Source organism: Oceanimonas marisflavi (genome assembly GCF_003049725.1).
Taxonomy (GTDB): Bacteria; Pseudomonadota; Gammaproteobacteria; order Enterobacterales; family Aeromonadaceae; genus Oceanimonas; species Oceanimonas marisflavi.
On record NZ_QAGM01000014.1, the window covers coordinates 31,371 to 55,742 of the forward strand.

Annotated in this window: 22 protein-coding genes; 18 read left to right on the top strand and 4 right to left on the bottom strand. The window is 52.6% G+C overall.

Features of this window, described 5'->3' with window-relative positions:
• Positions 1–143: 143 nt before the first annotated feature.
• Both DA373_RS10205 and DA373_RS10210 read right to left on the bottom strand, forming a co-directional pair.
• On the bottom strand, positions 144–797 hold the full coding sequence (locus DA373_RS10205) for a thiopurine S-methyltransferase (RefSeq protein ID WP_107852208.1): 654 nt from the start codon (positions 795–797) through the stop codon (positions 144–146).
• Between the two features lie 71 nt (positions 798–868).
• Entirely contained in the window at positions 869–1,069 is a 201-nt protein-coding gene (locus DA373_RS10210) for a DUF4250 domain-containing protein (RefSeq protein WP_107852255.1), read from the bottom strand.
• A gap of 139 nt (positions 1,070–1,208) precedes the next feature.
• On the opposite strand from DA373_RS10210, the gene DA373_RS10215 reads away from it, so the two are divergent.
• Positions 1,209–1,601: a cell division inhibitor gene (locus DA373_RS10215; RefSeq protein WP_107852209.1), complete on the top strand. Its 393-nt coding sequence runs from the start codon at positions 1,209–1,211 to the stop codon at positions 1,599–1,601.
• Positions 1,602–1,686: 85 nt separating this feature from the next.
• Here DA373_RS10215 and hemH read toward each other — a convergent pair whose 3' ends face one another.
• Both hemH and adk read right to left on the bottom strand, forming a co-directional pair.
• Positions 1,687–2,655: a ferrochelatase gene (gene hemH, locus DA373_RS10220; protein WP_107852210.1), complete on the bottom strand. Its 969-nt coding sequence runs from the start codon at positions 2,653–2,655 to the stop codon at positions 1,687–1,689.
• Positions 2,656–2,724: 69 nt separating this feature from the next.
• The gene (gene adk / locus DA373_RS10225) at positions 2,725–3,369 is read right to left on the bottom strand and encodes an adenylate kinase (RefSeq protein ID WP_107852211.1); all 645 of its coding nucleotides are present in this window, start codon (positions 3,367–3,369) and stop codon (positions 2,725–2,727) included.
• A 397-nt stretch (positions 3,370–3,766) separates the two neighbouring features.
• Between adk and DA373_RS10230 the strand changes: the two genes are divergently transcribed.
• From DA373_RS10230 to DA373_RS10305, 17 genes are all read left to right on the top strand, one after another.
• Positions 3,767–5,530 (top strand): amidohydrolase, encoded by a 1,764-nt coding sequence (locus DA373_RS10230; RefSeq protein WP_107852212.1) that lies wholly within the window; start codon positions 3,767–3,769, stop codon positions 5,528–5,530.
• Positions 5,531–5,630: 100 nt separating this feature from the next.
• Positions 5,631–6,770: a hypothetical protein gene (locus DA373_RS10235; protein WP_107852213.1), complete on the top strand. Its 1,140-nt coding sequence runs from the start codon at positions 5,631–5,633 to the stop codon at positions 6,768–6,770.
• On the top strand, positions 6,767–8,176 hold the full coding sequence (locus DA373_RS10240) for a cytochrome P450 (RefSeq protein WP_107852214.1): 1,410 nt from the start codon (positions 6,767–6,769) through the stop codon (positions 8,174–8,176). The genes DA373_RS10235 and DA373_RS10240 overlap by 4 nt, the downstream gene beginning before the upstream one ends.
• Positions 8,173–8,520: a hypothetical protein gene (locus DA373_RS10245; protein ID WP_107852215.1), complete on the top strand. Its 348-nt coding sequence runs from the start codon at positions 8,173–8,175 to the stop codon at positions 8,518–8,520. Before DA373_RS10240 ends, DA373_RS10245 begins: the two co-directional genes overlap by 4 nt.
• A 114-nt stretch (positions 8,521–8,634) precedes the next feature.
• A complete protein-coding gene (locus DA373_RS10250) occupies positions 8,635–9,906 on the top strand; it encodes a capsule biosynthesis protein (RefSeq protein ID WP_107852216.1) in 1,272 nt (423 codons plus the stop codon).
• 286 nt (positions 9,907–10,192) lie between these two features.
• Positions 10,193–10,510: a DVU3141 family protein gene (locus tag DA373_RS10255; protein ID WP_232821251.1), complete on the top strand. Its 318-nt coding sequence runs from the start codon at positions 10,193–10,195 to the stop codon at positions 10,508–10,510.
• 238 nt (positions 10,511–10,748) lie between these two features.
• A complete protein-coding gene (locus tag DA373_RS10260) occupies positions 10,749–12,413 on the top strand; it encodes a polysaccharide biosynthesis/export family protein (RefSeq protein ID WP_107852218.1) in 1,665 nt (554 codons plus the stop codon).
• Positions 12,413–13,210 (top strand): ABC transporter permease, encoded by a 798-nt coding sequence (locus DA373_RS10265; protein ID WP_107852219.1) that lies wholly within the window; start codon positions 12,413–12,415, stop codon positions 13,208–13,210. The genes DA373_RS10260 and DA373_RS10265 overlap by 1 nt, the downstream gene beginning before the upstream one ends.
• Positions 13,207–13,914: an ABC transporter ATP-binding protein gene (locus DA373_RS10270; protein ID WP_107852220.1), complete on the top strand. Its 708-nt coding sequence runs from the start codon at positions 13,207–13,209 to the stop codon at positions 13,912–13,914. The genes DA373_RS10265 and DA373_RS10270 overlap by 4 nt, the downstream gene beginning before the upstream one ends.
• A 220-nt stretch (positions 13,915–14,134) precedes the next feature.
• Positions 14,135–15,217 (top strand): chain-length determining protein, encoded by a 1,083-nt coding sequence (locus DA373_RS10275; RefSeq protein ID WP_107852221.1) that lies wholly within the window; start codon positions 14,135–14,137, stop codon positions 15,215–15,217.
• Positions 15,218–15,325: 108 nt separating this feature from the next.
• Positions 15,326–16,822, top strand: a complete 1,497-nt coding sequence (locus DA373_RS16305; protein WP_157953701.1) for a coiled-coil domain-containing protein — start codon at positions 15,326–15,328, stop codon at positions 16,820–16,822.
• Positions 16,823–16,860: 38 nt separating this feature from the next.
• Entirely contained in the window at positions 16,861–18,792 is a 1,932-nt protein-coding gene (locus tag DA373_RS10285) for an FkbM family methyltransferase (RefSeq protein WP_107852223.1), read from the top strand.
• A 76-nt stretch (positions 18,793–18,868) separates the two neighbouring features.
• Positions 18,869–20,815, top strand: coding sequence for a glycosyltransferase (locus DA373_RS10290; RefSeq protein ID WP_198650290.1), 1,947 nt, complete (start codon positions 18,869–18,871; stop codon positions 20,813–20,815).
• Positions 20,815–21,723 (top strand): hypothetical protein, encoded by a 909-nt coding sequence (locus DA373_RS16310; RefSeq protein WP_157953702.1) that lies wholly within the window; start codon positions 20,815–20,817, stop codon positions 21,721–21,723. Before DA373_RS10290 ends, DA373_RS16310 begins: the two co-directional genes overlap by 1 nt.
• A complete protein-coding gene (gmd, locus tag DA373_RS10295; protein ID WP_107852225.1) occupies positions 21,701–22,840 on the top strand; it encodes a GDP-mannose 4,6-dehydratase in 1,140 nt (379 codons plus the stop codon). Before DA373_RS16310 ends, gmd begins: the two co-directional genes overlap by 23 nt.
• A gap of 64 nt (positions 22,841–22,904) precedes the next feature.
• Positions 22,905–23,867, top strand: coding sequence for a GDP-L-fucose synthase (fcl, locus tag DA373_RS10300; RefSeq protein WP_107852226.1), 963 nt, complete (start codon positions 22,905–22,907; stop codon positions 23,865–23,867).
• Positions 23,868–23,893: 26 nt separating this feature from the next.
• Positions 23,894–24,364 (top strand): GDP-mannose mannosyl hydrolase, encoded by a 471-nt coding sequence (locus DA373_RS10305; protein WP_107852227.1) that lies wholly within the window; start codon positions 23,894–23,896, stop codon positions 24,362–24,364.
• The last annotated feature ends 8 nt before the right edge of the window (positions 24,365–24,372 follow it).

Consider the following 24,372-nt stretch of genomic DNA (forward strand, 5'->3'; position numbering starts at 1 on the left):
TTCAGTGCCCGATGAATAGTTATTTTACAGACAAAGATTTTGCACCAAAAGACACAATTGGAATATTACACTGAAAAAAGAGTCAAAAACCGGAGTTGCTTCTCAATTATTTAACAATGTGATCCACACCCCATAACAGCCGTTCAACGTCGCGTCAGCAAAAAACACAGTTCATCAAAAAAGGTGCACTCCCCCGCCACCACCCGGCGGTTTTGCGATCCTTCACGGGTGTGCGCCAGCAGCTCCACCTCAAAGTACGGCTCAAACAGGGTGCGCACCTCGGCCTCGTTCACCGCAAAGGGCGGCTGCTGGCCCTTTACCGAGTCGTGGTTGACGGTCACCAGCAGCACCCGGCCCGCTGAGCTCATCAGGCTCGCCATCAGCGCCGCGTAGCCCGGGCGCATGGCCGGTGGCAGCGCGATCAGGGCCGCCCGGTCGTAGGCCAGTTCAAACTGCCGCCCAAGGGCTCCGGCCTGAAAGAAATCGCCTTCATACAAACGCAGCGGCCCCTGCTGCCAGCAGGTGAACGGCCCCTCGGCCATGCGCTGCGGCTGAAGCCCCGCTTCCGTAAAAAAGTCTTCCACCGCCAGCGGCGACAGCTCAAAACCGGCCACACCGTGCCCCTGCTCCACCAGCCAGTGCATGTCGCGGCTTTTGCCACACAGGGGCACCAGCACCTCGGCGCCCGGCAGCGCATCGGTGCGCTGCCAGCAGGCCCGCAAGTGGGCGTTAATCTCATTCTGATGAAAACCGATACGGGAGGTTTGCCAGCGCTGATGCCAGAATTCCGCGTCCATGATGTTCTCCTGCAATAAAAAAACCGGACTATGGCAGTCCGGTCTGGTCTGTTCAAGGGCAAGCCGGCCTGTCAGCGGGACGCCGCCCGAAACTGGTTGCTGTTGCAGTCGTAACGATAGCCAATTTGCGCCATGCGCGCGCTCACCCAGCCGCCGTCCAGCTCGTAGCGCGACAACAGGGCGTCCAGGCTGTCGCATTCGATGCGCAGTTTTTCATTGAGAATGCTCAGCACCATGTGGGTATCCATTCGTTCCAGTTGCGCTTTGTCCATTTTGCTCTCCTGCTGGTAACAGGCCGGCATCACTGCCGGCATGATCGAAACACTGTAAATTTATCCAGTTAAATATTGACCAGTCCGCCCTTGGCGAATACTGTATATATACACAGTAAATAACAGGCAGGGCCGAACTATGATGAACCTTCCGTCAATCCGCAAGCAGGCACTGATCCCGTCGCAGCAGGCCTTGCCCCGCTGCACCACCGCCGCGCTCGGCACCACACCACAGCCCGGGCTGCTTGCCCGGCTGGCGGCCCTCAGCCATGGCAACAGCGGCTGGATCCTGGTGGCCAACGCCCCTGCCCGGCTGTGCCGGCAGCGTCTGCTTGCTGCCGGCATCAACCCCGCCCGGGTGGTGGACGCCCACCGCCTGAGTCCGGCCCAGCTGCAACAGGCCCTGGCCAGCCCGGCCATTGCCGCCGTGGTGTGCTGGCAACAGCAAGATGGAACCTTTTTGCCTCAGCGGCAAGGCGGTGCGCGCCTTTTTGTGATCGGCCCGGCAGTGCCGGCCTGCCCGCTGCACTGAGCGGTATTGAGCAATTGACGAGCAATAAAAAAACCGGCGTTGCGGTTAAGCAACGCCGGTTTTTGTTGAGCCGAATGGGCCTGTGTCACACCAGCTCGCGGCAGACCAGATCCACCAGCATGCGAATATGCGCCGGGTTGTCGTTCAGGGCGGGAATATAACGGTATTCCTCCCCTCCGGCCTTGAGAAAGAGTTCCCGGTTCTGCTCGGCAATCTCTTCCAGGGTTTCCAGGCAGTCGGCAGAAAAGGCCGGGCAGATCACGTCCAGCTTTTTAATGCCTTCCTTCGGCAGTGCCTTCATGGTTTCGTCGGTATAGGGCTTGAGCCACTCTTCACGGCCAAAACGCGACTGAAAAGTGGTGCGCCACTGGTGCGGCTCCAGCCCCAGCTCCTCGGCCAGCAGCTCGGAGGTGCGATGACACTGGTGACCGTAAGGATCCCCCTGGTTTTCAAAGCGCTTGGGAATGCCGTGGTAGGAGAGCAGCAGCATGTCGCCACGGCCGTGCTCCTGCCAGTGGGCCCGCACCGAGTCGGCCAGGGCGCTGATATAACCGCTGAAGTCGTGGTAGTTATGTACAAACCGCAGCGCCGGCACCAGCCGCTCCTGCTTCATCAGCTTTGCCCAGCTGTCGAACACAGAGGCCGTGGTGCTGACGGAATATTGCGGATAGAGCGGCAGCACAATCACCCGGTCTACGCTCTGATCCTTAAGCTGCTGCCAGGCCGATGCAATGGACGGCTCGCCGTAACTCATGCCCAGCGCCACCGGCACGTCTATGCCTTCATCCTGCAGCGCCTTTGCCAGCGCCGCCTGCTGGCGCTGGCTCACCACCATCAGCGGCGAGCCTTCCGGCCACCAGATGGATTTGTAGAGTTTGGCCACCTTGGGCGAACGAAACGGCAGAATAATGCCGTGCAACACCGGACACCAGAGCGAGCGGGGCAAGTCCACCACCCGGTAGTCGTGCAGAAACTGACTGAGAAAGGCCTTTACCGCCGCCGGGGTCGGGGCGGAAGGCGTACCCAGATTGACCAGTAAAACGCCTGTTTTCACCTTGTTACCTGCCTCTTACAAACAACAAAAAGCCGGACCTTCACAGGCCCGGCTTGAACAATAACCGGCTTAAGCCAGGATCTCGCTCAGCTCGCTGCTGACCGCTTCCACCGACTGAGTGCCGTCCACCTTGTGGTGCTGAGTGCGGCCGGCGTCGGCTTCTTGCTTGTAGTAATCGATCAGCGGTGCAGTCTGCTCGTGATAAACCGCCAGACGCTTGCGAACGGTGCTTTCTTCGTCGTCGGCGCGGATCACCAGATCTTCACCGGTCACATCGTCCTTGCCTTCCACCTTGGGCGGGTTATACACCAGGTGATAAACCCGGCCGGAGCCCGGGTGCACGCGGCGGCCGCTCATGCGCTTGACGATTTCCTCGTCGGGCACGGCGAACTCGAGCACATGGTCCACTTCCACACCGGCTTCCTTCATGGCGTCGGCCTGGGGAATGGTGCGGGGGAAGCCGTCGAGCAAAAAGCCCTTGGCGCAGTCGTCCTGGCTGATGCGCTCTTTTACCAGGCCAATAATGATGTCGTCAGACACCAGCTGGCCCTTGTCCATCACTTCCTTGGCCTTGAGGCCCAGCGGAGTGCCGGCCTTGATAGCGGCACGCAGCATGTCGCCCGTCGAGATTTGCGGAATACCGAACTTCTCCATGATGAACTGAGCTTGTGTTCCCTTACCCGCGCCCGGAGCACCCAGCAAAACGATGCGCATAACAGCGTCCTCTTATTGATTAGTCATTCACAATTGGGGGCCGATTGTGGCATGACACCGCCATGGGAACAAGTAACAGCCCCGCCAGTTAGACCTATTGATGATAAAAGAGCTGCTTTCCCGCCGGAACCCATGAAAAAACGACGACTGGTCATCCATATATCCAGCTTCAATGAAGGCGCTCATTCCTCCCCCCCTGGCTCCAGCATAGGCAAGCAACTGGTCCTAAAATCACCCGGCATAATCGTATCATATGTGAAAAATGCTAAATATAATTACAAATGTTGTTAACAATTTGCCTTGCGCACTTCCCGCTTTCGAAAGGAAAGGCTTATGCGGCTCACCATCAGCCCAGTCGATCTGAATCAGAGTCAAAACGGACGTTAAAGAGGAATATATGAAAAATGTAATGCGCAAGCTTGCCCGCCTGACGCTGGCCATGGCTCCGCTCATGGCATACGGCGCAGCCGCCGGCAATCCAGATGGCGTGGCCGATGCCATCTATCACAGCGCCAAGGTGATCACCGTCAATGAAAGCTTCGATATCGCCGAGGCGGTCGCGCTGAAGAATGGCCGCATCATGGCGGTCGGAAGCAACAGTGACATTCAGGCTCTGGCCTCAGCCGACACCAAACAGGTTGACCTGCAAGGTAAGACACTGCTACCCGGCTTCTATGATGGACATATCCATTTGGGTACCGGCGTCCGGCCATTCGGCGCCACCTTCAATGTGCCCGCCCCGAATCAACTCAACAGGATATTGACCGAACAGGCCGCCAACACGCCGGCCGGAGAATGGCTGGTAGGGGTGATGAACCGTCCCTACTGCCATATGGCGATGCCCAACCGCTGGGAGCTGGATGCCATAGTGCCAGATCACCCGGTGATGCTGGCCTGTGGCGTGCTCAAGCTGACGCTCAATTCTCAGGCCATCAAGCTGGCCGGCCTGAGCAAGGAAACACCCGACCCCAAAGACGGCCTGATTGTCCGAGATGAACAGGGAGAGCCCTTGGGGGTACTGACCATGGGAGCCCGGCGTTATGCCCTCGGGGTTATCCCCAAGTCGGCATTGCACGATGACAGCGCACGGGAAAATCTGCGTGCCCAGCTGAAGAAGTTCCCGCCCATGGGCGTGACCAGCGTCAATGTCGCCGGGGTTCGCCCCCATGAACTGCGCCTCATTCAGGATGTCTACGCCCGCTGGGGCGAGGAGCTGCCCCGGGCAACCCTGCAAGTCTTCCTGTTCCCCGGCTATGACAATGTTGAGGCCAGTCTGGCGGAAATCGAAGGACTCGGCTTTCATACCGGGGTCGGTAATGATCGGCTGAAACTGGGTGCAATCAAGATGGCCATGGATGGCGCCATTGCGGTACCGGATTTCCGAACCCTCAAACCCTACGACAGCAAAGTGCGCTTCGATGAACGGGGTCCCTGGGAAAACCAGAAGGGCGATTTCAACGGAGTCACCGTCATCCCCGAGGACAGCCTGTACAGGGTGAGCAAACGCGCCCACGAGCTGGGCTGGCAGCTGGGTATCCATACTATTGGCGATGCCGCCGTGGTGCAGGCGGTGGAGGTACTGGAGCGGATCCTGAAGGAAAGCCCGAGGGAAGACCATCGTCACCACCTGCATCACCTGACCATTCGGCCACCCGAAAAGACCCTGGCCAAGATCGCCGAACTCGATATCATTGTCGATACCCAGCCCAACTATACCTACTACAACAACGCCTTCATGCTGGCGGCGGTCAGTGGCAACCGCCTGGAACGGCAGAATCCCCAGCGCTCGCTGCTGGATCACGGTATCAAGATAGCCTATGGCTCGGATGGACTTCCCCATGGCCCTCTGCTCGGCATCTGGGCGGCAACCACCCGCATGGGATACGACGGCAAGGTCTATGGCGCCGAAGAAGCCATCAAGGTCGAGGAAGCCATCAGGGCCTATACCCAAGGCCCGGCCTACCTGACCTTTGATGAGCATGAGCGGGGCTCCATTGAAGTGGGCAAGGTGGCCGACATGGTTGTGCTGGCCGAGGATCCGCTGGCAGTCGATCCCCTGCACCTGCGGGATGTGGCGGTCGAAAAGACCGTAGTGGCGGGGAAAGAACTGTTCGCTGGCTCCCATATCGAGCCTTACCACCAGACTGCCCCTACGCCCTGAAGTCATGATAAAAAGGGGTCGGAGTCATTTTTAAAAAAATGACTCCGACCCCTTTTTTGGGTAGGCTGTCTGCGGTTTTTACCCAGTCAGGAACCACGGATTGGCCCGCATTAAACAGCGCCGAGTATTTTATCTTCACGGCTTTGATCCGCGCGGCGCGGGTCACTATCACCGCCTTTACCAAAGCCAGTCGGCACTGCAGGCCAGCACCAACGGACTGCATATAGAGGTGTCCGGCCGCCAGCGTGGCCGCGACCATGCCCATCACTGGCAACTCAATACCGAACACACCCGCACCCGTTACAGCTACCTGGGCTGGGACGACATAGTGCGCCGCCACTGGGCCAGAGGCTGGCTGGAAATACTCAGCGACCTCGTCTGTTTTATTCAGGCCTACCTGCTTTCCGGCCGTTTTATTGCCTTTGCCAAGGCCTCGCCCAAACAGCTGATGGCCGGCACCTACCCCGCCCTTTACCTGCTGCTGAGCCTGTTGCTCTCCCTCTGGCTGGCCACGGGCCTGGCGGGGCAACTGCCCTGGCAAGGAGCACAACTGCCCGCCGGCCTGGTGCTGACCGCCGCGCTGATGCACACCAGCAAATATCTGGGCAACAAGCTGGCGGTGTTCTGGCTGCTGCGCATCTACGCCTTCTCGGCCCGTTGGGCCAGAGGCCGTATCCCCGAGCTGACGCCCCGCATCAATACCTTTGCCCGCCACATGGCCGAAGCCATCAACGACGAGGCCAACGACGAAGTAGTGATCATCGCCCACAGCGTGGGCACCATGATGGTGATCCCGGCCCTGGCGCAGGCCCTGCAGCAAATACAGGATCCGGCCAAGCTGGCCAACCAGCGGGTGGTGCTGATCACCCTGGGCCACTGCATTCCGCTGGTGAGCTTTCACCATGCCGCCGGCGACTTTCGCGCCGCCCTCAGGCAGCTGGGGCAACATAAACAGCTGCTGTGGCTGGACTACACCGCCCCCACCGACGGCGCCTGCTTTCCCCTGCTCAATCCGGTGACTTCCTGCGGCCAGATCTGCGCACCCGATGCCGGCCCTCGCATGCTTTCACCCCGCTTTTTCACCCTCTACCACCCGACGCACTATAAAAAACTGCGCCGGGCCTGGTATACCATGCACTTTTTGTATCTGATGGCCACCGACAAGCCCGGCCCCTACGACTTTTTCGCCTTTACCGCCGGGCCCGATGCCATTGCCTGCCAGCTGAAGGAGCACACATGAGCTGCCCGGTGTTTCCCAAGCCCGCCAAAAGCAAGGCCTCGCTGTGGAAGGTGTTTTTTACCAAACGTCATTCCTGGCTGGATGCCCTGTACGAGCGCAGCTACGGCATGAAAATGGGCGAATACAGGCTGCCCGGGCTCACCCTGTATATGGTGAACCAGCCCGAGCTGGTGCGAAAGGTCATGGTGCAGAACATGGCCGACTTTCCAAAAAACAAAATGCTGGGCGACATTCTCGAGCCGCTGCTGGGAGAAAGCATTTTCACCACCAACGGCGAACAGTGGCAAAAGCAGCGGGACATGCTCGATCCGGCCTTTAAACACGCCCGGGTGCAGCAGGTGTTCGGGCTGATGCAAAGCGCCGTCACCGACATGCTGGAGCGACTTAAACGCCACCAGCCCGGGCAGGACATAGATCCGGAAATGACCTTTGTTACCGCCGACATCATCTTTCGCACCATTATGTCGGCGAAACTTAACGAAGAGCAGGCCAACCGCATTCTCAACGCCTTTGTGCGCTTTCAGGCCGAGTCTCCCAAACTGGCGCTGAAGAAAATGTTCCGCCTGCCCGGCTTTTTGCAGCGGGGCGCCAGCGAGCGCAAACGCCTAGCGGCGGCACAGGAGATTCGCGGCACCATAGAAGACATTATTCGTCCGCGCTACCGGCAGGCCGAGGCCGCCCGCGCCGGCTGCCCGCAATCACAGGCAGAACTGGAAAACCGGCAGGACATTCTGTCTTCCCTGCTGCTGACCACGGATAAAACCAGCGGCCAGCCCTTTGGCTTTGATGAAATTGTGGATCAGGTGTCCATGCTGTTTCTGGCCGGGCACGAAACCACCGCCAGCTCGCTGACCTGGTCGCTCTATTTGCTGGCCACCCATCCGCACATACAGCAAGACGCCCATGAAGAAGTCACCCGGGTGCTGGCCGAACAGCCCATGAGCGTGGAAGCCCTGCGCAAAATGGTGCTGGTGCGCGACGTATTCCGCGAGGCCCTGCGGCTGTACCCGCCGGTGGGTTTTCTGTCCCGCGAGTGCGCTCACGCCACCGAGATGCGCGACAAAAAAATGAAGGCCGGCAGCTCGGTGATGATCTCCCCCTGGCTTATTCACCGCCACCAGGACTACTGGCACAAGCCCCACGACTTTGACCCCTACCGCTTTACCGGCAAACAGCTGAAAACCCCGCTCAGCAAGTCTTACCTGCCCTTTGGCGCCGGGCCGCGGGTGTGCATTGGCGCCGCCTTTGCCCAGCAGGAATCCAGCCTTATACTGGCGAGCATACTGCAGCACTACCACATCAGCCTGGCCGAGGGCTTTGAACCCCAGCCCGTGGGCCGGCTGACCATTCGCTCCGAAAACGGGCTGCAACTGAACCTCACTCCAAGGAACAAGCAAGAAGCATGAAAGAACGCATTGCCGGCTTTATTCTTATGTGCGCCGTGGTGCCCCTGGCCATAGTGGGCTACCTCATCATCTGCTATGTGGGCTTTATGGGACGAACAGAGCGCGGCCGCGCCGGGGTGCGCGCACTGGATCACTTTGTGAACGCCTCCGTGTTCAACGGCTACGCCTGGGAGTCGGTGTCGTCCCACGCCTGGCGCGAGCGCGACAACAAACGCTGGGCCCGCTTTGTGATCTGGCTGACCAACCACTTTCAGCAGGACCACTGCCAGCGCGCCAACAAACGCGAACAGCCCCTGGTGGATCTGATATTGCAGAAGGGGCTGGACCAGCAGACCATTAAATAAACTCCAGCCCTCGCTTTGGCAAGGAAGATCGGCTCCTCTATCCCCTAACATCAGGTATATACTGAACAAAATACTGCCGAAAGCTGCTGGATGCGGCCATGAACAGGGGCTGGAATGGAATCTGTCTTGTTACTTCAGGGGCCGCTGGGACCCTTTTTCCAGCACTTTTCCCGCTTTTTAAGCGAGCAGGGCATTTCCGTCCATAAAATTCACTTCAACGGTGGCGACGGCTGCTGGCCCTGCCAAGGCACCAATGTGCACTACACCGGCTCCCTGCAGGAATGGCGCCATTTTTTGCAGCAATACATCAGTGAACACCGCATAGATACGGTATTTTGCTACAGTGACTGCCGAAAATATCATGCCGTGGCCCGCCACTATTGTCTGAGTCACAATATTCGCTTTTTTGTGTTTGAAGAAGGCTACCTGCGCCCCCACTACATTACCCTGGAGCAAAATGGCGTCAATGCCCACAGCCCCTGGTATGGCAAGCTGGCTCAGGAATTGCCCCAGCCTCCCCCCGAGCAGCTCACACAGAGATTTGACGTTGGACCAAACTACCGGCGTCGTATTGTTTACGCCATGCGCTATTACTTCAGCATGCACTGCAGCCGCTGGCGCTTCCGGCATTATGTGCACCATCGTCACCGCCATTGCTGGCAGGAAGGCATCGCCTGGCTCAAGGGCTGGTATACCAAGTACCTTCACCGCCACCATGATTCGACCCTGCAGCGATGGCTGCTCAAGTGCCACTCCAGGCGCATCTTTCTGGTGCCGCTGCAGGTGGCCGACGACTTTCAGATCAGAGTGCACTCTCCCTTTAACGACATGGCCGAGGCCATTCGGCACATTATGCGCTCTTTTGCCGCCAGTGCCTCACGGCAGGATGTGCTGCTGTTCAAACACCACCCCATGGATCGGGGACACATCAACTACGATGAGCTCATCAACGAGCTGGCTACCAAACTGGATCTGGAAGGCCGGGTGTTTTACGGCTTTGAGTTGCAGCTGCCGATGCTCTATCCACATTGCAAGGGTGTGGTCACGATCAACAGCACAGTGGGTCTCTCGGCACTGTTACATCAAGTGCCCACCATTACCCTGGGCAAGGCGCTGTACGATATTCCCGGCCTAACCAGCCAAACGTCGCTGGCCAGATTCTGGCGCACTCCACAACCGGTAAAAGTGGACTTGTTCATGCGGCTGAGGGCCTTTTTACTGCACAATACCCAGCTGAACGGCAGTTTTTATTGCGAGCCCGACAATACCTGCCGTCAAGTCTGGCTGCGCCTGCAACAACTACTGAACCTCCCCTCCCACCCCACATCACAGCCTGTTCCCCTGAATGCAGAAAGGAAACCGGGCAGAAGTCAGGAAGTAGCCTGAGTTCTGGCCGGAGCCGTGTACCGTCTGTAGCCCAGTCACTCAGTGTCGTTCATCCGGGCCCACCGCGTTTTTCAAGAGTGTTCTACCATTAACACAGCGATTTAAAAAATGCTGCCATACGATTTGCAACTGAAGTACACAAGGAGCCAGTGACATCAGCAGATTAGGGGCTGCAACCTAAGGGCGGTAGCGTACCCCTTCAGCATTACTTACTGGCGATCATACTAACCACAAGAGCCTGCTCCCCATGTCGCTATCCTGCATCAGAGTGCGTTTTCCTGTTGTGATGGCCTTGATTCTTCAGGCCCTGTCCGGTTGCACCAGCCACCCGGTATCCAGCGAGATCTCGTCTCCATCCGGTCATACCCCGCTCGGTCACTTTCTTGAGTCGGCTACAGGTGAAGCTGTCACCACATTGCCCGCCAGCCTCTGGGGTACCAATGCCCGGGTAACCACCGGTCCTTCTTATTTTGCCGCCAGCGGCCGGACCTGCCGTCCAGTGCAAGTCACCCGGCCCACCGGCACCCAGGAAGCATATATTGCCTGCAAAGCTCAGAACGGCGAGTGGCAACTGTCCCGCCCCTTCGGCAGCCATAAGCTTTAAGCTGTCAGCTGTAAGAAAAACAAAACCACCGCAGCCATGTAGCTGCCGCTTCAGCCGGCAGTCCCTGCGAAGCAGGGATACACCAACAAACAATCGTCTTTACAAGCACCACTCAGCACACACAGACACACTGTTTATCGTTAACTTAAAGCTGACAGCTGCCCGCGACATATTTCGCAGATTCCGAGAACAAGTCATGTCCTTAAAGAAACTCGCCCTACCTTTGGGCTTACTCGCAATGTTAGCGGGCCAGGGCCAACCCCAGGCCCAGTTGATCGGTGCCAATGCCGGTGATTTACCGGCTGAGCAACAAAGTCGTTTTGTTGCTCCTTCCGAAGCCGATGCCGCCGCACTGAACAGCAACACCCAATGGCAAAATGCCCGCTATGGCATACCCAATGCCAGCCGCCCCGAGGCCGACTACCCGAGCTTTGGCAGCCATTTGTTCAGCGGCGGTTTCAGTGGCGTGCGTGCCGACGGCCTTAACCCCGACTACATGATCACCCCCGGCGACCAGATCACCCTGCGGGTGTGGGGCGCGGTAGACATAGACAAGGTGCTGCCGGTGGATGCTCAGGGCAATATCTTTATTCCCGGTGTGGGCCCCATCAAAGTGCAGGGCGTTAAGCACAGCCAGCTGGATACCCGCGTGCGCGCGGCGGTGAACTCCATCTACTCCAACAACGTGCAGGTATATACCAACCTGCAGGGGGTGCAGCCGGTGTCCGTGTTTGTGACCGGCTATGTGCAAAACCCCGGTCGCTTTGCCGGCACCCCCAGCGACTCGCTGCTGTATTTTCTCGATCAGGCCGGCGGCATAGACGATGCCACCGGCAGCTACCGCAAGGTACGGGTGCTGCGCTACGGAAAAACCATTGCTCGTGCCGATCTTTACGCTTTTCTGCTGAATGGCGTACTGCCCCGCCTGCAGTTCAAGAATGGGGACACCATTGTCGTAGAAGAGCGCGGCCCCACCGTGACCGTGGAAGGCGACGTGGCCCGGCCCTACCGCTACGAACTGCTGAGCACCGGCATGACTGGCAATGAGCTGCTGCGCCTGGCCCGGCTCAAGTCGAACGTCACCCATGTGCTGCTGCGTGGCGCCCGCGCCCAGGGGCCGGTATCCAGCTATATAAAACTGAACGAATTCGGCCAGCAGCCCCTTAACAGCGGCGATCAGCTGGTGTTCAGCCGCGATATGCGCGACAACACCATCGTAGTGCAGCTGGAGGGCAGCTACTACGGCCCTTCCCACTTCGCCCTGCCCCGGGACGCCCGCCTGCACGAGCTGCTGAACGCCATTGCCGTGCCGCAGAGCATGACCGATACCAGCAGCATTTCACTCAAGCGCGTGAGCGTGGCCGAGCGCCAGAAACAGGCCCTGGATGAAAGCCTGGCAAGGCTGGAAACCACCTATCTGGGCGCCACCTCCTCCACCGCCGAAGAAGCCCAAATTCGCGTGCGCGAAGCGGAGCTTATCAGCCAGTTTATTGAACGCGCCCGGCAAGTAGAGCCCAACGGCCGCCTGGTGCTGGCCAACAACGGCCAAATCAGCGACATTCGCCTGCAGGACGGCGACGTCATCACCATTCCCGAAATTTCCGATTCTGTGCTGATCAGCGGCGAAGTGCTGGTGCCCCAGTCCGTGGTGTTTAACGCCAAGCGCAGTGCCAAGGACTATATCGCCGGCGCCGGCGGCTTTACCGAGCACGCCGATGCAAGCCGCATTCTGGTGGTGCGTCAGAACGGCGAAGTGCGCGAGGCAGACGATGTATCCCTGCGTCCGGGCGATGAAATTCTGGTGCTGCCCAAGGCCCCCACCAAAAACCTGCAACTGGCCGGCACCATCACCCAGATCCTGTACCAGATTGCCATTGCCGCCAAAGTGGCGGTGGATCTGTAATGAGCACCCTGCAAGGCCGCACGTCCTGGCAGGTAACCCGCAGCGTGTGGTTTGCCATGTTTATGCGTGAGGCAGTAAGCCGCACCATGGCTGACCGCATGGGCTGGTTCTGGATGATTGCCGAGCCCATGGCACTCATTGCCATTATGGTGTTGATCCATGGCATCAACGACGGTGGCAGCAGGCTGCTTACCGGAGCAGATCTCATCCCCTGGATGTTGGTGGGCATGATGGGCTTTTTTTTAACCCGTGAAAGCATGATGCGCAGCCTGGGGGCCGTGGATGCCAACAAGGCTCTCTTTGCCTACCGTCAGGTTCAACCGGTAGATCCCGTACTGGTCAGGGTATATCTGGAGGGGCTGCTGAAAACCTTTATTTTCCTGTTGTTTGTGCTGGGAGGCTTGTTGCTGGGGCTGAATATCTTCCCCGATAACGCCATTCGAGCTTTGTTTGGCTGGCTATCCTTATGGGCGCTGGGGCTGGGGCTGGGGCTGGTAGTGTCAGTAACGGGTACCCTGATACCGGAAACCGCAAAAATAACCCGAATGCTCTCTCTTCCCCTGCTAATACTGTCCGGGGTACTGATTCCACTCAATGTGCTTCCGCATTCACTGCTGGAATATCTGATGCTCAACCCCATCGTCCATGGTCTGGAACTGATGCGCCTGGGATTCTTTGACAGCTACCGGGTCACTCATGGAACCAGCCAGATTTACCTCTGGCTATGGATACTGGCTCTGAACGCCCTGGGTTTGCTGTTACATACTCGATTTAGAGAGAGGCTGAAGGCACAGTGATCACCATAAGGAACCTGTACAAGCGCTACCACTGCCGGGATGGAAAAGATAATGGCTGGGTGCTGAAAAACATCAATCTCACCATTCCCGACAACGTGAATGTGGGTCTGCTGGGACGCAACGGCGCCGGCAAAAGCACCTTGCTTCGGCTGATTTCAGGTATGGACAGCCCCGAGCTTGGCACTGTGGAACGCCACTGTCATGTTTCCTGGCCCATTGGTCTTGCAGGGGGATTTCAGGGCTCCATGACCGGGCGGCAAAACGTGAAATTTGTCGCCCGGGTGCATGGTGGCGGCATGAATGTACAGCGCATTATCGACTATGTGGAAGGTTTCGCCGAGCTGGGCAGCGCCTTCGACCGGCCAATAAAAACCTACTCCTCCGGCATGCGCGCCCGCCTCAACTTTGGCCTGTCTTTGGCATTTGACTTCGACGTATACCTTTCCGACGAAGCCACCGCGGTAGGCGATCAGACATTCAAGGCCAAAGCCTCCAGGGCTTTTAAAGACAAGGTAGGTCAGGCCAGCCTGATCATCGTCTCCCATACCGAGGGCATACTCAAAGAACTTTGCCAGGCCGGTATTTATCTGAAAGAAGGCCAGGCTACCTGGTATGACGACATCAACGATGCCATTAAAGCCTACCATGAAGAAACTGCTCCCCCTTCGGGGAGCTCTAAGCGACCCCCTTCGGGGGAGCCATAAGCTATAAGCTGTCAGCTGTAAGTTAAACAATCGCGTCTGCAGAATAATTGCACCATTGTAGCTGCCGCTTTAGCTGGCAGTCTCTGCGAAGCAGAGAAAAGAACAACAAGCACAATACCGCAGCCACAAACAACGCCGAGCAGCTTAAAGCTGACAGCTTACGGCTTACAGCTCGCCCCCAGATAAACGCCAGGTTCGAAAAAGGAACTGAACAAACACAATGCACAAATTCATCAAAAAACAACCCCATTGGGCGCTCGCCCTGGTGGCCATTCTAGCCGTCAGTTTTTACTGGTTTGCCTGGGCGGCAGACAGATACGTATCCCGCGCCACCGTGGTGCTGGAAAGCCCGCAAATTGCCGCGCCTGAGCTCAGCTTTTCCAGTCTCATCAAGGGGGCCGGCGGCCACAGCGATTTATTGCTGCTGCGCGAGCATTTGCTTTCTACCGACATGCTCAAAAAGGTAGAAGCCAAATTGCCCTTTCGTGAGCACTACAGCCAGAACGGCGATCTGTTTGCCAGCCTGTGGAATGTAGAGGCACCCATTGAAGAGCTGCACAAATACTACAAAAAACGTGTGAGCGTAGAGCTGGATGAATACGCCGGCGTCCTGAAAATAGAAGTGCAGGCCTTTACCCCCGAGTTTGCCCACGATCTGGCCCAACTGCTGCTGAATGCCGGCGAGGGCCATATGAACGCCATGGGTCAGCGCTTGGCGGAAGAGCAGGTCATCTTCCTGGAAAAGCAGGTAGAACGCCTGGTCTCCCGACTGGATGAAGCCCGTGCCAATCTGCTGGCGTTTCAGAACGAGCACGGGCTGATCTCTCCCATTCATACGGTAGAAAGCCTCAACCAGGTAGTGGGCACGCTGGAGGGTGAGCTGGCCCGATTACAGGCCCGCTATACCGCAGCCCAAAGCTACCAGAGCACCCGCTCCGCCGAGCTGGTGCAAATAAAAGCCGAAATCAATGCCCTGCAACAACAAATTGGCAAAGAGCAAAACCGTCTGACCAAGGAAACGGGCACAGCCCTTAACCGGATCTCTGCCGGCTATCAGGCACTGGAGCTGAAAGCCCAGTTCGCGCAGCAAACCTATTCCAGCGCCCTCGCTGCCCTGGAAAATACCCGAATAGAGGCTGCCCGCAAGCTTAAACAGGTAAGTGTGTTGCAAAGCCCTTTACAGCCGGAATACGCCACCCAGCCCGAGCGGCTCTACAACACCAGCGTGTTCGCCATCATCACCCTGTTCCTGGCCTTTATTGCCAACATGATGGCACTGATCATTCGAGATCATCGAGATTAACAATGGCTAATATTCCCTCGGTATCAAAGAGCTGGCCCCACACAGAAAGAATTAGTGCCTGATATCAGACATTAGATATTTAATAACGGTTTATCAGGAGCTTGCCAAATGAAACTAATCGTAGGTGCAACACCATTCAGCCGATGGCAATACTTGAATGATCTGTTGTTATCTCTAGGCTGGGAGCAAAAAAGCAATGAAAGACCAGAGGACTGGATCAACAGCGAGCCAAGTTCAGAGTCAGCATACCTTCTACTATATCTTCCTGCATGTATTGCAGTAGCTTACGCCTTAGATAAAGGGAAAAAGCCTACTTCTGCTTTGCAACAATGGAAAGCGGCAATACGTCAAAGCCTGCTGTTTTATCGCCGCCATCGACGTCAGACCTTGTTAATAAACGTGATACAGGCGTTAAATAATCCAGAAGAACTGCTACGACATTGTCAACAACGTTTCAGCATTACCGCAGAGCAAAAAACTATTCGAATTATGCCCCCTCCTACCATATTGAACCAACTGCTGGCACAACAGCTGATAATCCAACAAAAAGAACTCTCTGATGACCTTGCAGAACTGGAAGCCAGCACCACCCAATTGCAGGATGACAGCTGTCGTCCAGAGTTCAATATAGATCTATTACATAATCAGCTTGAAGAACAAGCTCAAAGAGCTCATGAACATAGTGTTCTATTGAGTCAAATAGATGAAAAAGAACAAAACAACCGGGAAGTAATGACCCAGATGCAGGAAGAGCAGAAAGCTCTGCGCGAAGAACTTCAGCACCTGCAAGTTACCAAGAATGCATTAAAACAGGACTATGACCGCGCACAAACTGAACTGCATCTACTGCGGCAGGACAAAAAAAACGTTGAAGAAGAAAATGCGCTGATCTTGCAGCAGCTGCATCAGGTGCAGGAAGAGCTGGAAACCCTGCACCTGAAACATACCGGTCGCGAACACGCCTTGTATGAATATAAAAGCCAGACCGAAAGCCTGAGCAAAGAACTGCAGCGCTTGCAAACCACCAAAAATGGATTAAGTCAGGACTGTGAACACGCTCAGGCTGAACTGCATCTGCTGCGGCAAGACAAAACAAACGTTGAAGAAGAAAATGCACTGATCTTGCAGCAGCTGCACCAGGTGCAGGAAGAGCTTGAAAAATACCACTTGAACAATCAGCATCTCTCTCAACAACTGACTCAGCATCAACAGATGTTTGAAAAAAACAGCCAACAACTGCAAAGAATAACCACCAGCATCAGTTGGAAAGCCACAACTCCCATACGGGCACTGGGCAAAAAACTCCGTAAAGAGACACCGGAAGAGAGAAGTCTGAAAGAACAGGTAAAACTTTTGAGAAAGAGCCGCCTATTTAACAGCGACTGGTACCTTGAAACTTACCCGGACGTTGCCGAAAGTGGTATGCCTGCCATAAAACACTACCTTAAGTTTGGTGCACTCGAAGGCCGTAACCCCAGTGAACATTTTGATACTAACTGGTACCTGCAACAGTACCCGGATGTGATAGAAGCTGATTTGAACCCCCTGTACCATTACCTTAAGTATGGACAGGAAGAAAACCGAGAGTCTAAAGCGGTTCAATAAAACTACCTCTCTGCAGCTAACGATGGCTTCGTAATCATATGACTGTTAAAATCCCCAACCCAGTGGATACCCTGATACACATTGGTGCTAATAACGGTAACTGTAATGACTATTACCAACACGCCCAACGCCTGTTGTTGATAGAGCCCAACCCCAAGCATGCCCCCCTACTCAATAATATTTGCCAAGATCACGGCAATGCGTGTTTATTTGAGATAGCCATTGCCAAACACAATGGCCACAGCGCCTTTAATATATATAACTGGAATGATGCAAGCAGCCTTTATCAGGCTACTGGTTTAGCTGAGCTGATGCCAGGTTTGAAAGTTCAACAGGTGCTTGAGGTCGCCACCCTTACCCTGTATAGCTTGCTGGATAATGCCAAACTTTCTCAGCATGGCAATCACCTTCTGATTATTGATGCATGTGGGGCGGAACAGCTGATAGCCGAGCAACTGGCACAGCTGAGCCGAGAAAACCCTTTCTCACATATCATACTCCACTGCCCACACGAGCCGCTCTACAGCAGTAACAGCTGCAGTGAAACCGTGCTAAAAATACTGCTTCAACTAGGTTATGAACTGGTAGCAACTGATAGTTCAGATCCGGACAGGCCATTTTTCCATCTTCACCGAAATACGCTGAAACTGGAACTGTTCGAAACCAGAATCACCTTGGCAAATGTACAAAAGGCCAGAGACGACTTACAAAAAAAACTGACGGAACAGAGCGCACAGCTGAGTGCAACCAAAAATAAACTGTCTGAACTGGCTCTAGAGTTGGAACTTGCCAAAAAAGCTCATTCGAAGGCACACAAAGCACTTGCCAACGATAAGACCTGCCTTGAACAACAGCAAGCTCAACTACAGCAGCAACTTGCAGAGGCACTGCAGTCCTGTAGCCAGTTAGAGCAACAGCTGGCAGAAATATCACAAGCCAAAGAAAAAGCGCAGCAGCAAGTGGAAATGGTAGTAAGCGAACGAGATAATGCCAAAAAGGAAATATTGTTGTTAAGTGATAAGCTTGAAGAAAAAAACAGGCAACTTAAAACAAAAGAAGAAGAATTAAAAAATTTGGAAGGTGTCAAAACCATCGAGGAGACTCTCGAAGAAAAGATAAAAGAAATGTTTTCGGGCCAGACACAAGAGATCAACAAAGCATTTAATGGCCTTAAGAATCATATAAACAATGGCTTGGGCAACACGGCCAAACAGATTGAATCCTTTATGGGAATACAGAGTTACCTGGAAAAAGGGGTGAAACCGCTCAGCTATCACGGATGGCCAATTAGCCCAGATATAGGTCTGTATATTACAGGATTAATTGACGAAACTAGCTACGATTGCATTATTGAGTTTGGCAGTGGTACTTCAACCTTGTTGATGGCAAAAGCACTCAAGGCCAAACAGAAAAAGTTGGCCATCAGAAATATTAAAGCCATTGATAAAATTGAAAACAGCAAAGAAATAAAAAAACTTGGCAAAATAACCAGCTTTGAAAATAACTATCATGATTTTCCTGCCAACATTGTTTCCTTTGAACATAACTCTTTGTACTTTGAAAAAACAAAGAAGCTGTTATCCGAGCATGAAGTTGAACATTTGGTAGACTTGATCCATGCTCCACTGGTTGACTACCAGTATAAGGATGGCCAGCAATATCTTTACTACAATTGCAGAGAAAAGCTTGAAGATATAGCAAAACTATTCAAGGGCAGAAAAGCTAACATATTGGTGCTGGTTGATGGCCCACCAGGCGCCACCAACAAGAATGCCCGCTTCCCTGCCCTGCCTCACTTAATCAACACATTGGCAGGCCATAAACTCACTTTAATTATGGATGATTACAATAGGGCTGAGGAAAAGGAGATTATGGTCATATGGAAAAAGATATTAACTGACCGGGGGATAAATATTTCATTTGATGTTATCCCAAGTGAAAAAGGGCTTTCAGTGCTAACAACCCATTAAGATAAATGTAACTTTGGCTCACCTTCTAAAATATTTACAACAAATAGATTTATTATCGATGAGAGAAAGAGCATTAATGGACAACAAAATATTAAGTCGAATTTCTGAACATTTTTCAAAAGGCGAGTATTCCGCCTGTATTGCAGCCTATGATTTAGCTAAAAATATCTATCCACAATGGGCGGATAGATTTCAAACCATCCAAAACATTTTAAAGAATAGTTATCCTATTTTTCATTTCAAAAAGTCTTATGATGCTGAAATTACAAAAGTGCCAGATATCCCCTCAAATTTCCCCGCATGGTTAAAGCTCCCCCCCATTAAAGGCGTAGGGAATGATTACACCTTCATTGAAGAGGCTCGTGAGCACTGGATTAAAGCCAACCGAAAGTCCTACACAATGGGAGCATCAATAGTTATACCAGTATATAACCGCTCTATCGAAGTTGACTTCGTACTTGCGGGGTTGGTACATCAGACTTATCCTCGACACCTGATGGAAGTTATAATTTCCGATGATGGTAGCCAAGAAGACATTTCAAAAGTCTATAAAAAATATGATCAGTATTTCACTATCAAGCACTGCCGTCAGGAGGATCTAGGCTACAGACTGGCCGAAGCCCGAAATATGGGAGTGCGAGCAGCAAGCCACGACAACATTATCATCCTAGATAGTGACGCTATTCCTAACGAAGAACTGGTCGAGAAATACATGCAGTTCTTCCATGTGAGCCGTAATATCGCTATGTTCGGTTTACGACACTATGTAACCCTATCTCACTTAAACCCAGAAGACTACAGAAACGACAAGAACGTTATCCACAAGGCCGAGAAAATACGATCCGAAAATACAGTCGCCGCTAAAGTAGGTAGCGATGGCTACAGCGCGGATTGGCGCGAAGAGCAAATAGCAAAAAGTAATGACGCTAAGGACGATAAACTCCCCTACCGCTTTCTGGTAGGAGCAAACTGTGCATTTAGTCGTGAAGTTTTTGATCGCGTTGGGGGCTATTGCGAAGAGTTTCGTGCCTGGGGTTTTGAGGATCAGGAGTTTGGCTACCGCTTGTTGCGCGAGGGTACCTATTTTATTCCAGTTAAACACAACTACGTTTATCACCAAGAGCCATTAGCAGGTAAAAATGATACAGATCGACAGTTAGGTTCGGCCATCACCAAACCCATTTATATTGAAAAATGTCCTTTTATATATCGAAAAAATGAAGCTAAAAAATCTGAATTTGAAGCACCACTAGTATCTATCTATGTGCCACTCTATAATCGCGAAAAGTTCATTGTGGAAAGTATTCAAAGTGCGCTAGAGCAAAGTATACGAGACTTAGAAGTTGTAGTTTGTGACGATGGCTCTACAGATAGATCAAATGAACTTGTTAGAAAATATTTTAGAAAAAACAAAAGAGTAAGATTGTTAAGTCAAAAAAACTCAGGTATAGCTTCCGCTTCTAATACTGCTGTTAATAATTGCAGAGGTTTTTATATAGGTCAATTAGACGCAGACGACGTATTAATGACAGATGCCGTTGAACGCTGTTTAGAGGTAATAGACAAAGACACTAAATTATCGCTAGTGTATGGCACTACGGAATACATCGATGAGAACTCAAATTTCTTATCTAAGGGATGGAATTGGCCAGTGTTTAGTAGAGAGTACCTTTTAACAAAAATGATTGTTCATCATTTTAGATTTTTTAGAAAGCGGGACTTTATGAGGACAGCTGGATTTGATGAGAGCATAAGAAATGCTGTTGATTACGATATGATGTTAAAGTTAAGTGAAGTTGGTAAAGTAAAGCATTTAAATAGAGTTCTTTACCAATATAGAAGACATACCGAGATGACTACAGTTCTCCATGGTGCAGAGCAAAGTGTGAATCACTATAAAGCTATTAACAACTCGCTATGTAGGTTGGGACTGAATGATATTGTTGCGCGACCCAATTTAAAATTTAAAGATAGTAAAGTCGTAGAGTTCTTGGAAAAGAAATATCTAAACGGAAGTATTTAATGAACCTGACAGTTGAAAATACAAAATGTGGCCTTGGCGACATGTTACATAGAATCGACACTATATATAGATACTGTGTCAAGTATGGACATATTTTTCATATGCCAGATATATCATCAAACTTACATAATAGTAATTATGACGAGCTATTAGGAATTACTAATTATCAACCGCACAGAAGAGACTGGAAACATAAAGTTCGAGTGGTTGGTTTACGTGATTTGGTTGCTGAGTCTACTGAGTCAAAAGACACAAATGACAACCATTTGATTTCTGTAGCTTACGATCATGCTTTTTCAAAAGACTTCAGGACCTCAAATAATTTAGATGCTATACCTAGGCTGGACTATTCTCCATACCTTAACTTATTAAAAGAACATATCCCGAAAAAAAATATTGATGTCTTACTTCACCTTCGTATGGGTGATAGTTATATTTATCAATTAGATCATGAAAATTTCTTTAATTCAAGATATCGTAAAATTTCAAAATATTCTGAAATTCCACCTAAAGATATTCGAGAACAATGGAGTATAAATGATGTATTGGAAATAGTTCAGCACTGTAACATCAAAGGATTGAGTTATAAAATACTATGTGATGGTGTCGAATCAATACACAGGCATCTTCGCTGGACAAAAGATGAACAGACCATCAACTTCAAAAATGATATAGTTTTTTCAGCCAATAAATTTGAAAGTGAACTTCTTGACACATTTAAAGAAAACAAAAACTTTATCTATGGTAGCAATGATGTAGCAGGTGCAATATTGGATGTTCTTTCATCCAAATTAATCATTTTTACTACAGGGGGATTTGCTGTAGGCATTAACAAATTCCTTAGCCCTCAGCCTTCAAAATACACACAGATAAAGGGATACCTTGATGAAATCAAATTACTCGATTAGAAAAAAAGCCTTAATTTCTGGTGTTACCGGGCAGGACGGCTCTTATTTATCCGATTTTTTATTAGAAAAAGGCTACGAAGTCCACGGTATTAAACGTCGGGCCTCTTCCTTCAACACCGAGCGTGTAGATCATATCTACCAGGATCCTCATGTAGATAACCAGAATTTCATCCTGCACTACGGTGATCTGACCGATTCATCCAACCTGACTCGCATTATTCAGCAAGTACAACCGGATGAAGTGTATAACCTAGGTGCTCAGTCCCATGTGGCAGTTAGCTTTGAATCGCCGGAATATACCGCCGATGTGGATGCCATGGGCACCTTGCGTATTCTGGAAGCTATTCGTCTGTTGGGCCTGGAGAAGAAGACCCGTTTCTATCAGGCATCTACTTCAGAACTATACGGTCTTGTGCAGGAAACTCCTCAGAAGGAAACCACTCCCTTTTATCCGCGCTCACCCTATGCCGTAGCCAAGCTGTATGCTTACTGGATCACGGTTAACTACCGCGAAGCTTATGGCATGTACGCCTGTAACGGTATTCTGTTTAACCATGAGTCTCCACGCCGGGGTGAAACCTTTGTTACCCGTAAAATTACCCGTGGTCTGGCCAATATCGCTCAGGGACTGGAACAATGCCTGTTTATGGGAAATATGGACGCACTGCGCGACTGGGGCCATGCCAAAGACTATGTGCGTATGCAGTGGATGATGCTGCAGCAGGAGCAGCCGGAAGATTTTGTGATTGCCACCGGTGTGCAATATTCGGTGCGTGAGTTTATTCGCTGGTCTGCCAAAGAGCTGGGCATTACTCTGAGGTTTGAAGGGGAAGGCGTGGATGAAATCGGCGTTGTTGAAAAAGTGTCTGGTGATAATGCGCCCGCGCTGAAGGCAGGGGATGTGGTTGTGCGGGTAGATCCGCATTACTTCCGCCCTGCAGAAGTGGAAACTCTGCTTGGAGACCCCAGCAATGCCAGGCAAAAGCTGGGCTGGACGCCGGAAATTACCGTGCAGGAAATGTGTGCGGAAATGGTTCAGGAAGATCTGAAAGTGGCCAAGCGCCATGCCCTGCTCAAAGAGCACGGCCATGATGTGCCGGTGTCTGTAGAAAACTGATTTACTTCTGGCATCCATTCAGAGCCCGCAGCTGAAACGGGCTTTTCATTTCAAGGAAGCATCCATGCAACCGACCATTTTTGTAGCAGGCCACCGTGGCATGGTGGGCTCTGCTATTGTCCGCCGCCTGCAAGCTCAGGGCCAGTCCAATATTGTTACCGCCAGCCGGAGCGAGCTTAATCTGCTGGATCAGGCAGCGGTGCAAGATTTTTTCAAGCAACACAGTATTGATCAGGTTTACCTGGCCGCCGCCAAAGTGGGCGGCATTCATGCCAATAATGAATATCCGGCCGAGTTCATTTATGAAAACCTGATGATTGAGGCCAATATTATTCATGCGGCGTACACCACAGGTGTGAAGAAACTGCTGTTCCTGGGCTCTTCCTGTATTTACCCCAAGCTGGCCGAGCAGCCCATGAAGGAAGAGGCCTTGTTAACCGGTACCCTTGAGCCCACCAACGAGCCCTATGCCATTGCCAAGATTGCCGGCATCAAGCTGTGCGAAAGCTACAGCCGGCAATATGGCGTGGATTACCGCAGTGTGATGCCCACCAACCTCTATGGCACCAACGATAACTTTCATCCGGAAAACAGCCATGTTATTCCGGCCATGATGCGCCGTTTTCACGAAGCCAGGCTGAACGATGCCAAAGAGGTTGTTATCTGGGGTACAGGTACACCCATGCGTGAGTTTTTGCATGTAGACGACATGGCGGCGGCCTCTGTGCATGTGATGGACCTGAGCACTGAGGTCTACGCTGAGCATACCAGTCCGATGTTGTCACATATCAATGTGGGAACAGGCATTGACTGTACCATTCGTGAGCTGGCGGAAACCATGGCGAGGGTGGTCGGTTTTAAGGGTAAGCTGCGCTTTGACACCAGCAAGCCGGACGGCACGCCACGCAAGCTGATGGATGTATCGCGACTGCGGGCACTGGGCTGGCAGGCAAGCATTACCCTTGAAGATGGCCTTACCAGTACCTATCGCTGGTATCTGGGCAATATTGACAGTGTAAGAAGCTGACTTTTCCCTTTTTCAGGATTTTTCTCGTGTGGCTTGATACGAACACCTTTAAAACCGTAGTGGCGTCCACCCCATTGGTGTCTATCGATCTGGTGGTGGAAAACGAACAGGGCGAGATCCTGCTTGGCAAACGCCTGAACCGCCCGGCTCAGGGGCTCTGGTTTGTGCCCGGTGGCCGCATTCAGAAAAATGAAACCCTGGACGCCGCCTTTATACGGCTGACTACCGAAGAGCTGGGTTTGCCGCTTGAGCGCAGCCATGCCCGGCTGCTGGATGTGTATGAACACTTTTATAACGACAGCGTGTTTGAGCCGGGCCCTGATGCGCCAAGCACCCATTATGTGGTGCTGGGGTACCACATTGTATTGCCTGCCGGCCAGTCATTCGCACCGCCTGCGGCTCAGCATGGCGAATATCAGTGGTGGCCGGTGGAAGCCATGCAGACCAGCAACAAGGTACATGCCAACACCCGCGCTTACCTTGGCGCCTTGCGTTAATAGCCCAT

Excerpts from the sequence above, each read along its gene's own strand:
- DA373_RS10230 (WP_107852212.1), top strand. The coding sequence starts at position 3,767 with ATGAAAAATGTAATGCGCAAGCTTGCCCGCCTGACGCTGGCCATGGCT.
- DA373_RS10250 (WP_107852216.1), top strand. The coding sequence starts at position 8,635 with ATGGAATCTGTCTTGTTACTTCAGGGGCCGCTGGGACCCTTTTTCCAG.
- DA373_RS10260 (WP_107852218.1), top strand. The coding sequence starts at position 10,749 with ATGTTAGCGGGCCAGGGCCAACCCCAGGCCCAGTTGATCGGTGCCAAT.
- DA373_RS10255 (WP_232821251.1), top strand. The coding sequence starts at position 10,193 with ATGGCCTTGATTCTTCAGGCCCTGTCCGGTTGCACCAGCCACCCGGTA.
- DA373_RS10285 (WP_107852223.1), top strand. The coding sequence starts at position 16,861 with ATGACTGTTAAAATCCCCAACCCAGTGGATACCCTGATACACATTGGT.
- DA373_RS16305 (WP_157953701.1), top strand. The coding sequence starts at position 15,326 with ATGAAACTAATCGTAGGTGCAACACCATTCAGCCGATGGCAATACTTG.
- fcl (WP_107852226.1), top strand. The coding sequence starts at position 22,905 with ATGCAACCGACCATTTTTGTAGCAGGCCACCGTGGCATGGTGGGCTCT.
- DA373_RS10215 (WP_107852209.1), top strand. The coding sequence starts at position 1,209 with ATGATGAACCTTCCGTCAATCCGCAAGCAGGCACTGATCCCGTCGCAG.
- gmd (WP_107852225.1), top strand. The coding sequence starts at position 21,701 with ATGAAATCAAATTACTCGATTAGAAAAAAAGCCTTAATTTCTGGTGTT.
- adk (WP_107852211.1), bottom strand. The coding sequence starts at position 3,369 with ATGCGCATCGTTTTGCTGGGTGCTCCGGGCGCGGGTAAGGGAACACAA.
- DA373_RS10245 (WP_107852215.1), top strand. The coding sequence starts at position 8,173 with ATGAAAGAACGCATTGCCGGCTTTATTCTTATGTGCGCCGTGGTGCCC.
- DA373_RS10290 (WP_198650290.1), top strand. The coding sequence starts at position 18,869 with ATGGACAACAAAATATTAAGTCGAATTTCTGAACATTTTTCAAAAGGC.
- DA373_RS10265 (WP_107852219.1), top strand. The coding sequence starts at position 12,413 with ATGAGCACCCTGCAAGGCCGCACGTCCTGGCAGGTAACCCGCAGCGTG.
- DA373_RS10205 (WP_107852208.1), bottom strand. The coding sequence starts at position 797 with ATGGACGCGGAATTCTGGCATCAGCGCTGGCAAACCTCCCGTATCGGT.
- DA373_RS10210 (WP_107852255.1), bottom strand. The coding sequence starts at position 1,069 with ATGGACAAAGCGCAACTGGAACGAATGGATACCCACATGGTGCTGAGC.
- DA373_RS10240 (WP_107852214.1), top strand. The coding sequence starts at position 6,767 with ATGAGCTGCCCGGTGTTTCCCAAGCCCGCCAAAAGCAAGGCCTCGCTG.
- DA373_RS10275 (WP_107852221.1), top strand. The coding sequence starts at position 14,135 with ATGCACAAATTCATCAAAAAACAACCCCATTGGGCGCTCGCCCTGGTG.
- DA373_RS16310 (WP_157953702.1), top strand. The coding sequence starts at position 20,815 with ATGAACCTGACAGTTGAAAATACAAAATGTGGCCTTGGCGACATGTTA.